Raw genomic sequence first — 15301 nt, forward strand, 5'->3', positions numbered from 1 at the left:
GGGTGGTTGGAATGGGCACCGCACGAAGGGGTTCACATCGTGTTTCTTGGCTAGTAATCATGTGGGCGCATTGAACTCAGCGCCGGGTTCGGCTGAGTGGCTGTCGAGTTCGTCGAGCAGCCCGGCCATGTCGCGAGCGAGACTGTCGAGTCGGCGCGTTTCGGCGGCGGCCCGGCGGATGGGGTCACCGTTGGCGACGGTGTCCAGCATCGATGGACCATCACCGAGTTCGACTGTGTAAATGACCTCGGTCAGCCCGACCCACGCGGATCGTGATAGCTCGAAGGTCCAAGTGGCGGTGGGGTGTTCGGGGCCGCTGACGGCGAAGGCGAAACGCCGGCCTGGCTCGGCGGCGGTCACCGTCGATGTCGCAGTCCAGGACATGCCGGCAACACTGTTATCGGACGTGAACTGGTCCCCGATCGTGACACGGTCGGGGAATTGGCGGCGCGTCCAGGCGACGGCGACGAGTTCCTCGGAGTGGGCGGCGGTGGCGACGACGTCGGTCACTGCGGCGTAGACATCAGCGGGGGCCGCACCGATGAGGTGGGTGACGGTGCGCTGTTTGGCTGGCGGCGTCATGAGCTGTTCGTCGAGAACCGTGGATTCTCGGCGGGGGTCGACGGGTGTGACAGCAGATGTGCTGCGTCGTGCCAGGATTCGGGGAGCTGGTTGCCGGTCAGCTGGAGTTGTCGGGTCTGCAGTGGGCCGAGGCGGCCGTGGAAGTGTCTCATCACGTCGCCGTGTGGGCCGGTGGTGAGGAAGCGGGCGAGCGCGGCGGGGTCGTGGAAGGCGCTGTAGGTCCAGAAGTCGAGTCGCCATGGGCGGGTGCGGATTCCGTAGGCGCTCATTGCGTCGGTGCTGTTGATCTGGGTCAGGACGGGTCGGATGGCGCGGAAGAATCCTGCTGCGCGCCAGGCTTTTCGGATGCGGAAATGGGTGATCGACACGGTGTAGACGTGGCCGGGGTCGATCGCCTGGTTGTTGTGCAGGAATTCGGTCATGATCGGTGGGGGTGCTGGCTGAGGCTGCGGCGGTCGTGCTCCAGCCGGTCGAGGAGCAGCTGCTGGCGGTGGGGGTCGCGGGCGTGGTCGGGTAGGGCTTTGGGGGTCAGCTTGCTGGTGAGGTAGGTGTGGCCGGCATCGCCGGGTTTGTCGTCGGCGGCGCGGAGGATGCTGGCGGCGGCCTTATCGGCTGAGGAGAAGAACGGTCGCCAGGGCCGTAGGTAGATCGGTAGACCTGAGCCGGCGGTCATGTTGCTGCGGGTGGGTCCGGGGTCGATGCTGCGTAGCGTGATCCCGGCTGCGGCGTAGTCGGCGGCCAGCGCGGCGGTCGTCATCGAGGTGGCGAGTTTGGAGTGGGCGTAGATGCCGAACAGTTTGCGGACCGACCCGGTGGGCCGGATCAGGGTGTCGAGGTCGAGTGGCCCGGCGCGGAACAGCGCGAACGACGAGACGGTGATCACGGTGCTGCCGGCGGTGAGCCGGTCCTTGAGCCCGGTGGTGAGCAGGTAGGGGGCCAGCGTGTTGACGGTGTAGTGGTGTTCGAATCCTGTTGCGGTGTAGTGGTGTTCGGGTAGCAGGACGCCGGCGTTGTTGATCAACAGATCGATGAAGCGGTCAGTCTCGCGAACCCCCGCGACCGCCTCATAGGTGCTGGCGGGGTCGGCCAGGTCTGCGGTAATCCGTTGGACGCCATCACGGTGCGGGGCGGCGCTGCGGTTGATCGTGATCAGCTGCCAGCCCGCGTCAAGTAGCCGGTGTTCGAGGGCGGCGCCGATGCCGTGGGTGGTGCCGGTGACGACGGCGATCCGCTGGGTGGGGGTGGAGTTCATGGTGTGCCTTTCACGGTGGTGCTTGGGTGTGCGGGCAGGGCGACGGCGACCACGGCGGCGCCCAGGACACAGATGATCGCCGCAGTCAGACAGCCGGCATGCAATCCGGACAAAAACCCGTCGGCCACGCTGGCGCGGATCGCCGCGGCCGGGCCGGTGGGGGCGTGGGCGGCGACGGCCAGGCCTTGGGCGAGTCCTTCGCGGGCGAGGCCTTGAGCGGGTGGGGGCATTTGAGCCAGCGCGGTGCTGGCGTCGAGGTGACGCAGATAGAGGGTGGAGTAGATGCTGCCCAGCACCGCCACGCCAAGGGTGCCGCCGATCAGGCGGGTCGCGTCGTTGACTGCTGATCCGGCGCCGGCCTGCTCGGGGCGCACCACCCCCATGATCGCGTCGGTGGCCGGGGCGGTCGTCAGCCCCAGGCCGCCGCCCAGCAGAACCATCTGGCCGGCCATCTCCAGGTAGCTCACACTGGCGACCAGGGTCGTCGACCAGGCGAACGCAGCGGCCAGCATCAGCAGTCCCAGCGTGACGACGCGTTTAGTGCCGAACCGGGCGATCGCCACCCGGGTCCCGATCACCGATCCGGCCGCTATCGACAACGCCACCGGCAGGATCCGGACGCCGGTGCCCAGCGGGTCGAAGCCTTGGAGTTCCTGCATGAATTGGGTGATCAGAAAGATGAACCCGAACAGCGCGAAGAACGCGACGGTGACCGCGCCGCTGGCCGCGGTGAACCGCAGGTTGGCGAACAAGCCGACGTCGATCAGCGGGTCGGTGCGGCGCCGCTCGGTCACGACGAACACCGCCAACGCAGCAGCGGCCAAGGTGAACCCGCCCAGAGTCGGTACCGAAAGCCAGCCCCGCTCAGGTGCTTCGATGATCGTGTAGACCAGCGCGCCCAGGAACAGCACCGATAACACCAACCCGCCACGGTCCAGCCGCGGGCGATCCGGGTCACGGGTGGCCGGCACCACCCGCCAGGCGGCGATCGCGGCGACCAGCGCGGCCGGCGCCAGCGCCAAAAACAGACTGCCCCACCAGAATGACTGCAGCAGGGCGCCGCCCAGGATCGGGCCGATCGCCACGCCTAGCCCGCTGACCGCGCCCCACGCCCCGATCGCCGCGGCCCGGTGGCGGGTGTCGGGGAAGGTGGTGGTGATGATCGCCAGCGTGGTCGGATAGATCAGTGCTGCGGAGGCACCCATGGCGAAGCGGGCCGCGACCAGCGGCCCAGTCGCGGTGCACACCGCGGCAGCCACACTGGTGCCCGCGAACAGCATCAGCCCGCCGACCAGAATGCCGCGGCGCCCGAACCGGTCCCCGATCGTGCCGCCGGCCAGCACCAAAGCGGCGAAGGCCAGGTTGTAGGCATCCACGATCCACTGCAAGTCCCGGGTCGAAGAGCCCAGCGTGGTGTTCAGCGTCGGCAGCGCGACGTTGACGATCGTGGTCTCGACATTGATCGCCAACGCCGCCAGCAGCACCACCACCAGCACCAGGACCGGGCGCCGCGCACGGTGCCGTCCGTGGACAGCGGGCGTCGAAGCCGGCTCGGCGGTGCGCGCCATGGTCGGAGCGGAATCGATGGGTAGCAACATGCCGGTCGCCTCAGCTTCGTAGTTAGCAGTGTAAACATCTACAATCGCAGCAATAGTTAGCAGTGTCAACATCAGGAGTTGGGCGATGGCGGGACGAGCGGCGGCCGACCGGAGCTATCACCGTCGCGACCTGCGCGAGACGCTGCTGGCCGAGGGCATAGAACTGGCCCGCGTCGGTGGCCCTGAGGCGGTATCGCTGCGCGACGTGCAGCGCCGAGCAGGCGTCAGCAACTCCGCGGCCTACCGTCACTACGCCGACCGGGACGCGCTCCTGGTCGCGATCAGCGGCTATGCCACCGACCTAATAGCGCAGGCCATGACGCGGGCGATGGAGCAGGCAATGACCGCTCAACCGCACGCCGATGCCAGGGAAGCTGCGCGAGCCCGGTTCCGGGCCACCGGTGCGGCTTACCTGGACTTCGCGCTCACCGAGCCGGGGCTGTTCGCCACGGTATTCATGGCCGACACCTCATCCGTCGACCCGATGAACAAAGCACAGCACCAACACCACGGCGGCCAGCGACCGGGGCCTTATCAGCTGTTGGTCCACACCCTCGACGACATGGTGGCCACTGGGGCCCTGGACCCTGACAAACGCGAGTTCACCGACGTCGCAGCGCTGTCCGCCGTCCACGGCCTTGCTGTACTGCTGCTGCACGGACCATTCCGAGGCCTCGACGAGCGCGATCGACGCCGCGCGATCGATCGGCTGCTCGACGTCGTCGAAGCCGGAACACGCTGACCAAACCCGCGGTCTTTCACTAATCGCTTTCAGCAGAGAGTCATTCGGCGCACCGCGATCACAACCGGAAGCGGTAGGCACCGTGACGCGCACTCGATTGACCACCAGTCAGTTGGCGTACCGGGGAACGGGCGCGATCAACAACGATCGTCTGCAAGCAACGGGTGGACGCGGCGCTTCGTCAGCACATATGAAGGCGCTCGCGCCGCCTAATCACGCGATTCGTCCCCGGACTGTGTGCGAAGAATCTACGAAATCTGGCCTAATCAATAGCTTTGTCACGAGAAACGCGAAAATTATCGCTCTACATTGCCGGAAACGATGAGCGCTCTCTCGGTCGTCAGGACGGCTGTAGTCTCCAACGCCTGGACTGAGCATCTCAGCGGTCTCTCAGCGCGTCATGCCTATGCTGGAGCTTCATGGAGAGCACGCAAGATCATGAGGATGGCAATTCGTGTTCTTCTGGTGCGCAAATACGCAGCGGCACAACAGTTTCGGCGGTGCATCTTTGCGCTGAAGGACCTTTGCGCTCGGCAGGTTTCCGCCTCGATCAGGTAAGGGTGACCCGCGGCCCGGCTACGCTGTTGGCGCAGATCAGCGCGAGCATTCCGGCAGGGCGCTGCACCGCCGTGACGGGGGCCAGCGGGGCCGGAAAATCGACTCTGCTGCGGCTACTGAACCGGCTCGCCGAACCCACGGCCGGAGGTATCACCCTCGACGGTGTGCCCATTGCCGAACTGGACGTCCTGGCGTTGCGGCAACGTGTCGGTCTGGTCGCGCAGTCCCCGGTGTTGCTGACCGACCGAGTCATCGACGAGGTCCGCGTCGGCCGCGACACCTTGCCTGAGGCCGGGGTGGCCGAGTTGTTGGCGCGCGTGGGGCTGGAGCCGTCGTTCACTGAGCGCGCGACCGCGGAGCTGTCCGGCGGGGAGGTGCAACGGCTGTGTCTGGCGCGGGCGTTGGCCGTGGAACCGAACACGCTGCTGCTTGACGAGCCGACTTCGGCGCTGGACGGGGCCTCGGCCGAGGTCATCGGCGCGTTGGTAGCCGACTATGTGAGCGCGGGCGGAACCGTGGTCCTCGTCAGCCACGACCACAGTCTCATCGAAAGCGTCGCCGCGCAGGTCTTCGTCCTTGACCACGGGCATCTCGTCGCGTGCGGGTCCCCTGGCGGTCTCGATATCTCTGCGGCCTCATGACGTCATTTGCGACCGGCGGCGTCGAGTGCCGGGAGCGCGGTCTTGATGAAGCGGCGCCAGCAGCTGTGCACGGGAAATGATTTGGCAAACGATGAGAAGGAGTGGTCGCGATGGTGTGGCAAGGGGTCTTGGCAAAAGCAGCGCCCACAGTGGTTACCGGCGTGGTCGGAATGATCGCGTACGAGGGGCTACGCAAAGTGGCGGAGAAGAAGCCGCTGCGAGCAGCATCTGTTTCGGTTACGGCCTGGGGTCTTCGCGTTGCGCGGGAGGCTGAGGGAAGCGCCGCACGGGCTCGACTGGCGGTCGCCGACGTGGTCGCCGAGGCCGCGGAGCGCATCGGAGACGAAACTCCACCGCCGGCGACTCCCTCAGGACATGACCCCGCGGAGAGTGATGATGCTGTGCACTGATGCCGGCGTCAGACCGACTGTTGTGTCGGCTGCGGCCGGACGGATGCGTGTGCACGCTGTCGGGTTTCGTCACGACGCGGCCCGAGCCGTCGCGATCGAGGAGCTGGTCGCCGGGGTGAACGGTGTGCGTGCGGTGCAGGCGTATCCGCGTACCGCATCTGTGGTGGTTTGGTATGCGCCCGGAGACTGCGACACCGCGGCCGTCCTGTCAGCGATCGCGAGTGTGGAGCACGTCCCTGCCGCATCGGCGGGCGCGCGTTCTGCACACTCCCCGGTTTCCCGCGGCGGCCGCTTGCCGAGCACGTTCATCGGCGGGCTTGCGCAAGCACTATTGTTTCCGCGCGGTGACACGTTAGAGCCTGCACCGGAGATCGAGCGACTGCGTGCCGCGCTGGGCCGGATCGGCTATGACCTCGCGCCAACTGCCGCCCCCCAGCCGTCGTGGAGTAAGGCTGTCAAGCGCGGCGGTATTCGCACCCACTCGCGGTGGATGTGGCTGGCCCTGCCGCTGGGTCTGGTGGTGGTCAGATTGACCGGCTTCGGCGTTCACTCGCTACAAGGGTGGGCGGCGGTTATCAGTCCTCAAGCAGGACGATCTCGTCGCGTACGGGTCCGGCGGCCCTCATCACCCCTTGCCGTGATGGCCACATCGGCGCTGGCCGTACCGAGCTGGAGCGGGGTCGTCGTATCGCTGATCTTGGTCTCGGTAGCGGGAGCGGTCGCCTATCGGCGGCGGCTGGGTCTCACCCGGGAAATCGTCGTCGCCGCCGCACGCGCCGCAGTGCAGCTAGTCACGGCCGGCGCACTCCTCCGCATCTTGTTCCAGCGGACGAGTCTGCTCGGCGCCGCCGGCTGGGTGACGGGGATGGTCGTGATTGCCGGGCAGGTCGCCGGCCGCCGCGGTGCGGGGCTACCCCAGGCCAGGGTCGCCGCCACCAGCGGAGTTGCCACCAGCACCGTCTTCACGCTCTTCACTCTGTTGACCGGACGGGTTATCGCTGCCGAGACCCGCGTGATTGTTCCGGTCGGCGGCATGATCGTCTCCTCCGCCATGCTGGCCGCCGGGAGCGCTTTGCGGCGGCTCGACGACGACGTTCGCCAATCGCGGCCAGCCATCGAAGCCCGGCTATCTCTCGGCCAATCCGGACGGCAAGCGATCCTCCCGCTCCAACGCTCTGCCCTGCGCACCGCGTTGATTCCGGCAATCGACTCCACGAAGGTCGTCGGCCTGATCAGCCTGCCCGGTGCCATGACCGGACTCATCCTGGCCGGGATAAGTCCGCTCACCGCGATTCGCTACCAGATCGTGGTGATGTATATGCAGCTGGCCGCTACCGCGCTGGCCGCGCTGGTAGCTGTCCGGGTCGCAGAAGAGTCGCTGTTCGACGACGCGCAACGCCTGATTCAGGTGAACCGGCCGGACGAGCCGAGTTGACCGGCACCGAATCTCGACCGTCACAGCTTCTCGAGCCGACCATCGACCACCGCAAGCGGGCTTCTGCGACCCGAACGTTGTTGCAGCACATCGTGTCCGGTCAATAGTTCACTGTGGTGGCGGCACATAGCCGCCCGCTGAGTTGCGCAACTGCCAGAGCTGGGCAGGGCAATAGATGTTCACTGCATTCGAGATCAGGTAGTTGGCGGCGTATTCGTCGTTGGGTCGCACATCGGTTTTCACATCACCCATGACTTGGGCGTAACTGGCGCCGCGGCTGATCTTGTCGCAGATGCCGTGGGCGTAGTCGATCGCATCGGCCGAGTTCGCGAAACTGTATTGCCGGCGCACGGTGATGTCATAGATGAATTCCACATCGGGCGCCGGTACTGCATGTGCCGCCGGGACGTCGGCGCCGTGCGTGGCGGCGAGAATGATGACGGCTAACCAGATTCCACGCTGCAACGGACTCTCCTCACGGTGCCAACGTTTTCGAAAGCGGAGTTATAAAGTCTCGGGGTCATCACGGTTGCCCATACACCGCAACGAGAACGCTGCGGTCGAAGCTGTTCTCCGACCAGACGCCGATCTGAGTGTTGGCGCAATTCGACATGATCGCCAGGTAGTCGGGCCGGTAGTACCAGTTTCCCATGATGTCGAGGTCATTGATGGCCAACGAATGGTTGATGGCCACCGTTTCGGCGACCACGCCGGTGTAGCCGGCACCGCGGGTGCGGTCCTGCACGGTCGACCCGTCTGATCCGATGTCGCCATCGAGGCCACGATTGTTGAGTACGTCAATCGTGTGGCGCTGCGCGGCGAATTGCAGCTGCGGGTTGATCTTGAGGTTGGTGGTACAGCCGGCTTGCCTCTTGATGGTGTCGACGTTGACGACGATGCCGTTGTTGAGCCGCAAGTTGTCGGCGTGAGCAATCGGCGCGGTGATGATCGCGATGACCGGTATTGTCATCGTCAATACGCGTCCGCGAATATCCCTGTCAGTCATGGCATCTCATCGTTGTGGAGTTGCTAGTGGATGTTTGCGGCGAGATCGCCGGACATTGCGCCGAGCTGTCGGCCCCATGTCGGCCAGTCGTTGCCTCCGCCTCGGCCCAGGTCGAAGTGGCCGTTGTTGCCGCCGACATCTCTGTAGTGCGAGTAGAACGTCGCGTTGGTGCCTTGCGAGATGTCGCCGTAGCCGGCCATTGCGCCCTGGTCGGTCGGGGCTCCGCTGCCCGGGCTGTAGACCCAGAGCCGGGCGTTGTTGTCGACGAGCTGCTGGATGTTCTGGTTTGGCGAATGCCACTTCCAGCGCCCCAGCTGCGGCGGGCCCCACATGTGGTCACTGTCGGCGCCGCCCTGCCGGAGCGCCGCGGTGATCGCCCCGTCCACCCCGGTGCGTTCGGGAGCAAGAAACCCCGACAGCGCTCCGGCATAACGGAATCGATCCGGGTGGAAGGTCACCAGCGCCGCCGCCGCATACCCGCCTTGCGAGACGCCGACGACACCGTGCCCACCAGGCGCCAAACCTTTGTTGGCGGCCAACCAGTTCGGCAGCTCACTGGACAGGAACGTCTCCCATTGCTTGCTGCCGTCCTGCTCCCAATCGGTGTACATGCTGTCGGCCCCGCCGGCCGGTGCCACTACCGAAATCCCCTTGCCGGCAAGCGTGTTGAATCCACCGCCAGCGGTCACCCAGTTGCTCACATCCGGTGCGGCGTTGAACCCGTCGAGCAGATACGCCGCGTGCGGCCCACCGGCTGAGAAAGCCACCGGAATATCGCGGCCCATCGACGCCGACGGCACCAACAAGCTCTCGAATGCCGCCGCCTTCGTGGTGCCCGCAGAACTCGACATCGCGGTGACCACACACCATCCCGCAGTCAGCGCAACGACGCAGAACTGCCGCAAACGGGTAGACAGATTGTTCATTTTCGCCTCACTTACCTACACCGGGTCGAATTGCGAAATGAGCCAGCGACCATGCACCGTCTCGAGAGTGACTCGCACACTGGACGTGCTCTGTGTCGGCGCGTCGTTGCCGATGCTGGTGGTCTGATCGACGAAAAGAAGCACCACTGCGTGCTGTCCGGTTGCCGATACCGAGGCCGCGGCGGGTACCGAAGCCACAGCCGAAATGTGCTGCTGTTTGGCGCCGGGAGCGACAACGTCGTTGACGAGCTGCGTGTATTGCTGACTGAAGCCGCCAGTGAGCCGATCGGAGGCAGCTTTCAATTCCCGGTCGACGGTTTCGGGCTTGTACGACAGGATCGCGATGGTGCTTTCGGTGGCCGCCCGTACAGATTCCGCTGCCGCCGTGCGGGATTCGCGGGCCGAGCCGTCGACCCATTTCAAGTAAGCGACGCCGAGGCCAAGAGCCAACGCCATAACTGGCAGCGCGACAGCCAGCAAGCGAGCCCAGGAGTGTCGGCCATCCTTCTCAGCCGGCACTTGGTCTGCGGCGTCAGCCGCCTCCGCCTCGTCGGCCACGTCATCACGCTCGGCAACGTCATCCCCTAACGACTCGTCGGCGAACGGGTCAGCGTTATCGCTCATCGCGGATTTCCTCTCGCGCACTGAAAGCCGGTCGGCTGCTCACGGCACAAACTCGACATTTGACACCTTGGCACTATCCCCCGTCTTGTCGACAGTGAGGCGCATCCGCCATCTGCGGGGCTCTGGGTCTGCTGGCGCTGCGGCCATTGACGTCTTGACCGCTACCGCAACGAGCACTTGCGCTTGGTCTTTCGTAGAGGAGAGCAGACCCGCCTCGGCGATGGTGCCCTCCGTTTTAGATTGCATCTTTTGGACGACCTCGACGAAAGGTTGTGACCGGTTCTGGAATTCATCGTGAAAGGCGCCGGTCGCCGAGTCCAAGACCCGCTTGACGTCGGCATCGACTTCGGTGTAGCTGATCGTGGTGAGATTGATCGCGGTCTGACGCGCGACCTGCACGTAAAGGTTGCGCTGCGCCTGCGCCTGATGGTCGTTGTGCACGCGATATCCCAGCCAGCCCGCTAAGCCGACCAAAGCCACGATGGCGGCAGCGGCCGCCGCGATCACACCTCTGGCGCCCGAAAACCATTGTCGTTCAGGCTTTTCAGTGTCCACGTCCGCGACGTCTTCAGCATCCTCGGCATCGACATCCTGGCCGTCGATGTCCTCGGCAGCGTCGACGGATTCGGTTTCTTCGGCGGCACCATCATGGTCTGCCATGTCTAGCGGTTGTCTTCGGCGCTGGCACGCACGCGGACCTTGAGCGCGGCCAGCTCCGCGGCCGAGTAATGAGTGCCCGCTCTGACCACGGCGTTGATCCGGTGCAGATTTTTTACGTCGTCGAGGGGGTTGGCGTCCAGCACGATTAGGTCGGCGTTGCGCCCGGCTTCGACGGTTCCCATGGTGTCCTCGCGGCCGAGATATCGCGCCGGGTTGATGGTGGTCATCTGCAGGATCTTCAGCGGTGACAGACCCGCCTTCGCCAGTTCGGCAAACTCCTGACGCAGGGTCAACCCGGGCGCCATCATGGATCCGCCATCCGTCCCGGTCATCATCGGCACACCGTTGTCCGCAAACAGCTTTGCCAGACTCAGCTGGCGTGGATACAGGTGTCGGTAAGTCGTTTGCGCCTCGGCGGGCAGTGTCAGGAACTTCGCCGTCACAGTGCGCCACCTCTTGATGTTCTTGGCCGGCAGGTAGGCCAACGATTCGTCGGCTTCGTATTCCGGCGCGCCGGCGTACTCCATGCTGCGCAGCCGAACCAGCGTTGGCACCTGCCAGGTTCCGTGGTCGGCGAGCTCTGCTGCCACGGCGGCGGCTTTGTCTTCGCTGTAGGTGTCCAATGCGCGCTGAATCCGGGCAATGTCGATGGGATCGGAGAATGCTGCGGGGTTGACCAGGAGCTTCTGCATCCGCCATCCCACGATGCGTTCGAGGAAAGGGATTTTGACCGGCGGCGCCTTGATCACCGGTCGCTCGCAGGCCTCCGAGCGCAACTCTTCGTCGATGGTGGAACAGGACGCCCATACCGGCGAGCCCGGTCCGAGATGCTCGACGGACCGGAATCCAGCCCGTGAAGCGGCCACGACGTCGACACCCTCCTGGAGGTGACCGAGAATTGGAATCCCGACGGCGACGGCTTCTTCGACCGCTGCCAAGAAGACCTCGGGGTCGGCCATGACCATCTTCACGAAGTCGGCCCCTTGGGCCTGCTGGCGCCTGATCTCAGCGGCGGCAGCCTGGCTCGATCCGGCATTGAGTGGTGTGAGAATGGTGCCGGGTGTCTCTAGCAGGGCTGGCGCCATCGAGCCGATCGGCAACGTGTTGTTGCGTCGTTTCTTCAGCAGGGCAGGCGAACCCGACATCTGGCGAAATCCGGTAACGCCCTCGGCGAGCATCAGGCCGAGGCTCCCCGACGGGTTGCCGAGGTTCAATGCGTGCGAATGCATGTCGTTGTAGCCCGGCACGATGAATCTGCCCGATGCATCGATGCGTTCCGTGGTCCGGTCCTCGCGGGCGGTTCCACGCGGGAACACCTCGACAATGCGGCCGTCTCGTATCCGGATGCTGACATCGGCCGCGATGCTGCCGTCCCGCGGATCGACCACGGTTCCGCCGTCCAGAAGCAACGTGCGGGAGGTTCCGGTGTCGACCGCGACGTCCCGCGCGCTCGAGTCCTTGGCCCGTTCCAAGCCAACGAACCCAAGACGTAAAAAACGAGGCGCTGAAAGGGGTTGCGCGTATGCGCAGCAAGGACAACCGGCTGACTGCATCTCTAAAACCTACTTTCGGAGTTCACCCCAACGGCTGATATCGCCGGTAGGAGACGGCTTGGCCACTCACAGCCGGCCAGAAACCGTTCGCATGAGCGCCTCCGGATCGGACGCTCGGCTGCCGCGCCACGCGACGTGTTGGTCAGGTCGAACCAGCACCAACGAGGCCGCAAACAGATCTTCGGCCAACTCACAGTCCACTTTCACGGCTGCGACCGGAATGCGCAGCGAGGCAGCGGCTTCAAGAAGTTGCCGCCCTGGTGCCCGGTTCACCGCACCGACCAGACTGTACTCACTGCCCAAGCTGTCGAAGAGTGAGCGATGCCCGGCAAGCCACTTGTGCGGCAGTCTGTTTCCGGCTGCGGCGCTTGGAGCGTAGACGCCAGGTTGCGGTGGCGCGACGTCGAAATCCGTCGCGGCGTCGTCACCGACCACTATTGGTGAATCGGCATAGGAAGTTCCGAGTACGAGGTCCAGGCTGTGAAATTCGGCGCGCTTTCCCTGCTGTGTGGCGGCAGCCACCGCCGGTTGCGCGCAGGTGAAGTCGTCGTCGCTGCCCATCAGGCGCGGGTCGGCAAGCTGGGGGCCCAAAATGGACATGTTCTTGGTGGCCACGGTGATCGTCTCTTGGGCGACCGGCCGGCGCTCGAATTCGTAACTGTCCAAGAGTGTTTCGGAACCCCATCCGTTGAGCACCGCGCTGAGTTTCCAGCCGATGTTGGCGGCATCGCCGATACCGGTGTTGAAACCGTGGCCTCCCCATGGAGGATTCTGGTGGGCGGCATCGCCGGCCAGGAAGACTCGGCCGGATCGGAACGTGTCGGCTACCTGCATACGTGCTCGCCAGGGATCGGTGGCGAGCACCTCGATCGCGACCGGGTCGGCTCCGTCGCCAATCAAATTGTGTATCAGGCGTGCCGGATTGACACCGCCCGCTTCGGCGCTGACGCCCATGATGACGCACCACCACTCGTCGACGAGATCCAATCGACCCACCAAGCCCGGTTGACCGGGGTTGAGGACCCAGTAATGCACGGCGTCGCCGAGACGCATCCGGGACGCCAGCGCCTCGGCACGAAAGACGACGTTGAAATTCGGCCGCTCGTCGGTGCTGCCCTCGTACTTCGCACCGATTGCCTCGCGCACCACGCTGCGGGACCCGTCGCATCCGACGAGATACTCGGAGCCAATGAGGGTGAGGTCGCCGGATTCGTCGGCGACGGTGGCCACGACCCCGCTGTCGTCCTGGGTCAGGGCGACGAGCCGGTGACCGACGAGCAACTCGGCCGTGGGAAGCTCGCCGACCCGGTCGCGCATGATGGACTCGATCAACGGCTGTGGAGCCTGCTGGCCGCCTTCGGCCACCAGGTCGTCATCGATGAGATCCAGCCCGAGGCAGTGGTCGAAGCGTGTTACTTCACGGCCCAAAAGTGTTGTGCAGAAGACGACTTCATCAGACCAGGATTGGGGTATCGGCGCACGCCGCCTGACGGTGCCCGCGATCCCCCAACGGCGGAAGTGTTCCATCGTCCGTGTGGACGTCGTCTTGGCGCGCGGCCTCAACCACGAGACGTCCACGCGTGGCTCGACGACGATGCAGCCGGTGCCGTGTTGAGAGAGTTCTAGTGCCGTGGCCAGGCCGACGGGGCCGCCGCCGATGATCAGCACCTGCGTGCGTCTGGGCACCTCACCGGCCGGCTCTTTCACCGTGGTTGGATCCGCGCGCCGCGGGTTCGCGAAGAGCGACTTCCGCTCTTGGCGTTCGTCTTTGGATCCTGGGGTACGTTCGCCGCATCAGTTCGATAGGCATCGAGGGCCGTCCGAGCGGTGACTTCGTTGCGCGCAAGATGGTCGAAGATGGCTTGCGCGGCGAGGTCGGGATCTCGCTTGCGGAATGCTGCGATCAGGTCCTCGTGGGCTTGTTCGCGGCGCTCGTGCTCGTGTGGGTCGTAGTCGAGGAGTCCGAACCCGATCCGCACGTATCGTTCTGCCGCCCGCCACAAGGTGGTGAGCACTCTGGTATCCCACATCGTCGCCGCGGGTTCCAGGAGTGCCAGGTGAAATTGGAGATGGCTGTCGTAGATGCCGTCCATTCCGAGATTCTCGTCGCCGAATTGCACTGCCTGCGCTTCGAGACGATCGAGTTGATCGACCGTCAGCAGCACGCACGACCGGCGGGCGAGCTCGGGCTCCAGCACGCGCCGTAGCCGGTAGATGGCGTGCAGGTCGTCGAGATCCAGCGGTGCGACGGTCGCGCTACGGCCGGGCCGGATGACGACGAGGCCTTCTGCCTCCAGGCTTCGCAGTGCCTCGCGAACCGGGATAAAGCTCACGTCCAGCATGGTGGCGATTTCGCGGAGCGAAAATTCCTGTCCGGGCGTCAGCACACCCGAGAGAATCGCCCGGCGCAGCTCGTCGGTGACTTGGGCGACAACCGACCGCGACGAGATCGGCCGAATAACGGCGTTTGACGACGTCAAGAGCCAACCCTCTTCCACAACGGCGAAACCTACGTATTGTGCAGCAGACGATAGCAACTATATATCGCTTTGAGGAGAGTTCGTGCGCTGCTATTTTCAGTTTTCCTGCGATGTTTGCTGTTCAGAGATAACGTAAGCCTCTCAAACTCGATCTCCGGTTAGCGTCTTGCTGTTATCACATATCGCTGCTACGTTGTGTCCCACGCCACAGCGGCGCTCCGATGAATGCACGGCGCCGGCAGAGGGGAGCCGCTATGTCCGCCAGTCCCAAGTTCGCTCACGTCGTTTTCCAAACCGGTCAGCCGGCCCAGATGCGCGACTGGTACTGCACCGTCTTGGACGGTCACGTCGTCTACCAGGACGAGGCCTTGTGCTTCATCGCTTACGACGACGAACATCACCGAGTCGCGCTGATAACGCTTCCGGATGGGTCGCAGCGCAAACATCCCACCACCGCCTGCGCACATCACGTGGCCTACACGTTCGAGAACCTCGACCAGCTGCTCGAACGCTACGTGCTGCTGCGCGCCCACGGGACAATGCCGGCGGTCTGCATCGCCCACGGGGTGACGACGTCGATCTACTACCAAGATCCCGACGGCAATTTCGTCGAGATGCAGATCGACAACTTCGCTACGCCCGACGAAGCTACTGATTACATGCGCGGTCCCGAGTACGCGGGCGACTCGGTCGGCCCGGCTTTCGATCCCGACGCGATGCTCGCGGCCCGCCGCGGCGGTGCCCGCGTCGAGGAACTCACCAACCGCGCCTGGTCACTACGTGCCGGTTTGCCCGATCCGATGCCGATTCTCGTCGACGTGTGAAGCCCACCCG

General features: G+C 64.9%; 17 protein-coding genes. 5 read left to right on the forward strand and 12 right to left on the reverse strand.

From position 1 onward, the window contains the following. Positions 1–57 precede the first annotated feature (57 nt). The 4 genes from ACQY5A_RS25790 to ACQY5A_RS25805 are packed head-to-tail and all read right to left on the reverse strand — an operon-like array spanning position 58 to position 3432. Positions 58–582, reverse strand: coding sequence for an SRPBCC family protein (locus tag ACQY5A_RS25790; protein ID WP_428343064.1), 525 nt, complete (start codon positions 580–582; stop codon positions 58–60). Further along, positions 579–1004 (reverse strand): hypothetical protein, encoded by a 426-nt coding sequence (locus ACQY5A_RS25795; RefSeq protein ID WP_428343065.1) that lies wholly within the window; start codon positions 1002–1004, stop codon positions 579–581. The genes ACQY5A_RS25790 and ACQY5A_RS25795 overlap by 4 nt, the downstream gene beginning before the upstream one ends. Next, a complete protein-coding gene (locus ACQY5A_RS25800; protein ID WP_428343066.1) occupies positions 1001–1834 on the reverse strand; it encodes an SDR family NAD(P)-dependent oxidoreductase in 834 nt (277 codons plus the stop codon). Before ACQY5A_RS25800 ends, ACQY5A_RS25795 begins: the two co-directional genes overlap by 4 nt. Then, positions 1831–3432 carry an MFS transporter gene (locus ACQY5A_RS25805; RefSeq protein WP_428343067.1) on the reverse strand — a complete coding sequence of 534 codons (1602 nt, stop codon included), beginning with the start codon at positions 3430–3432 and terminating at the stop codon, positions 1831–1833. Before ACQY5A_RS25805 ends, ACQY5A_RS25800 begins: the two co-directional genes overlap by 4 nt. Before the next feature lie 85 nt (positions 3433–3517). Between ACQY5A_RS25805 and ACQY5A_RS25810 the strand changes: the two genes are divergently transcribed. From ACQY5A_RS25810 to ACQY5A_RS25825, 4 genes are all read left to right on the forward strand, one after another. Next, positions 3518–4174: a TetR/AcrR family transcriptional regulator gene (locus tag ACQY5A_RS25810; RefSeq protein ID WP_428343068.1), complete on the forward strand. Its 657-nt coding sequence runs from the start codon at positions 3518–3520 to the stop codon at positions 4172–4174. 560 nt (positions 4175–4734) lie between these two features. After that, positions 4735–5373 (forward strand): ABC transporter ATP-binding protein, encoded by a 639-nt coding sequence (locus tag ACQY5A_RS25815; RefSeq protein ID WP_428343069.1) that lies wholly within the window; start codon positions 4735–4737, stop codon positions 5371–5373. A gap of 110 nt (positions 5374–5483) precedes the next feature. Continuing rightward, on the forward strand, positions 5484–5783 hold the full coding sequence (locus tag ACQY5A_RS25820; protein ID WP_428343070.1) for a DUF1490 family protein: 300 nt from the start codon (positions 5484–5486) through the stop codon (positions 5781–5783). Next, the gene (locus ACQY5A_RS25825) at positions 5749–7218 is read left to right on the forward strand and encodes an ABC transporter permease (protein ID WP_428343071.1); all 1470 of its coding nucleotides are present in this window, start codon (positions 5749–5751) and stop codon (positions 7216–7218) included. Before ACQY5A_RS25820 ends, ACQY5A_RS25825 begins: the two co-directional genes overlap by 35 nt. A 108-nt stretch (positions 7219–7326) precedes the next feature. On the opposite strand, the gene ACQY5A_RS25830 is transcribed toward ACQY5A_RS25825, so the two are convergent. The 8 genes from ACQY5A_RS25830 to ACQY5A_RS25865 all read right to left on the reverse strand — a co-directional run bounded on the left by ACQY5A_RS25830 (position 7327) and on the right by ACQY5A_RS25865 (position 14467). Further along, on the reverse strand, positions 7327–7683 hold the full coding sequence (locus tag ACQY5A_RS25830; protein ID WP_428343072.1) for a DUF732 domain-containing protein: 357 nt from the start codon (positions 7681–7683) through the stop codon (positions 7327–7329). Positions 7684–7741: 58 nt separating this feature from the next. Next, on the reverse strand, positions 7742–8188 hold the full coding sequence (locus ACQY5A_RS25835; protein ID WP_428343347.1) for a CAP domain-containing protein: 447 nt from the start codon (positions 8186–8188) through the stop codon (positions 7742–7744). Positions 8189–8247: 59 nt separating this feature from the next. Beyond that, positions 8248–9150: an alpha/beta hydrolase-fold protein gene (locus tag ACQY5A_RS25840; protein WP_428343073.1), complete on the reverse strand. Its 903-nt coding sequence runs from the start codon at positions 9148–9150 to the stop codon at positions 8248–8250. A 15-nt stretch (positions 9151–9165) separates the two neighbouring features. Beyond that, positions 9166–9774 carry a hypothetical protein gene (locus tag ACQY5A_RS25845; RefSeq protein ID WP_428343074.1) on the reverse strand — a complete coding sequence of 203 codons (609 nt, stop codon included), beginning with the start codon at positions 9772–9774 and terminating at the stop codon, positions 9166–9168. A 39-nt stretch (positions 9775–9813) separates the two neighbouring features. Next, on the reverse strand, positions 9814–10434 hold the full coding sequence (locus ACQY5A_RS25850; protein WP_428343075.1) for an Mce protein: 621 nt from the start codon (positions 10432–10434) through the stop codon (positions 9814–9816). Between the two features lie 2 nt (positions 10435–10436). Continuing rightward, a complete protein-coding gene (locus tag ACQY5A_RS25855; RefSeq protein ID WP_428343076.1) occupies positions 10437–11906 on the reverse strand; it encodes an amidohydrolase family protein in 1470 nt (489 codons plus the stop codon). Between the two features lie 147 nt (positions 11907–12053). Then, on the reverse strand, positions 12054–13694 hold the full coding sequence (locus tag ACQY5A_RS25860) for an FAD-dependent monooxygenase (protein WP_428343077.1): 1641 nt from the start codon (positions 13692–13694) through the stop codon (positions 12054–12056). Beyond that, positions 13691–14467, reverse strand: coding sequence for a GntR family transcriptional regulator (locus tag ACQY5A_RS25865; protein ID WP_428343078.1), 777 nt, complete (start codon positions 14465–14467; stop codon positions 13691–13693). Before ACQY5A_RS25865 ends, ACQY5A_RS25860 begins: the two co-directional genes overlap by 4 nt. Positions 14468–14721: 254 nt before the next feature. Between ACQY5A_RS25865 and ACQY5A_RS25870 the strand changes: the two genes are divergently transcribed. Next, positions 14722–15291 (forward strand): VOC family protein, encoded by a 570-nt coding sequence (locus tag ACQY5A_RS25870; protein WP_428343079.1) that lies wholly within the window; start codon positions 14722–14724, stop codon positions 15289–15291. Positions 15292–15301 lie beyond the last annotated feature (10 nt).

It is taken from the genome of Mycobacterium sp., assembly GCF_965277065.1.
Lineage (GTDB): Bacteria > Actinomycetota > Actinomycetes > Mycobacteriales > Mycobacteriaceae > Mycobacterium.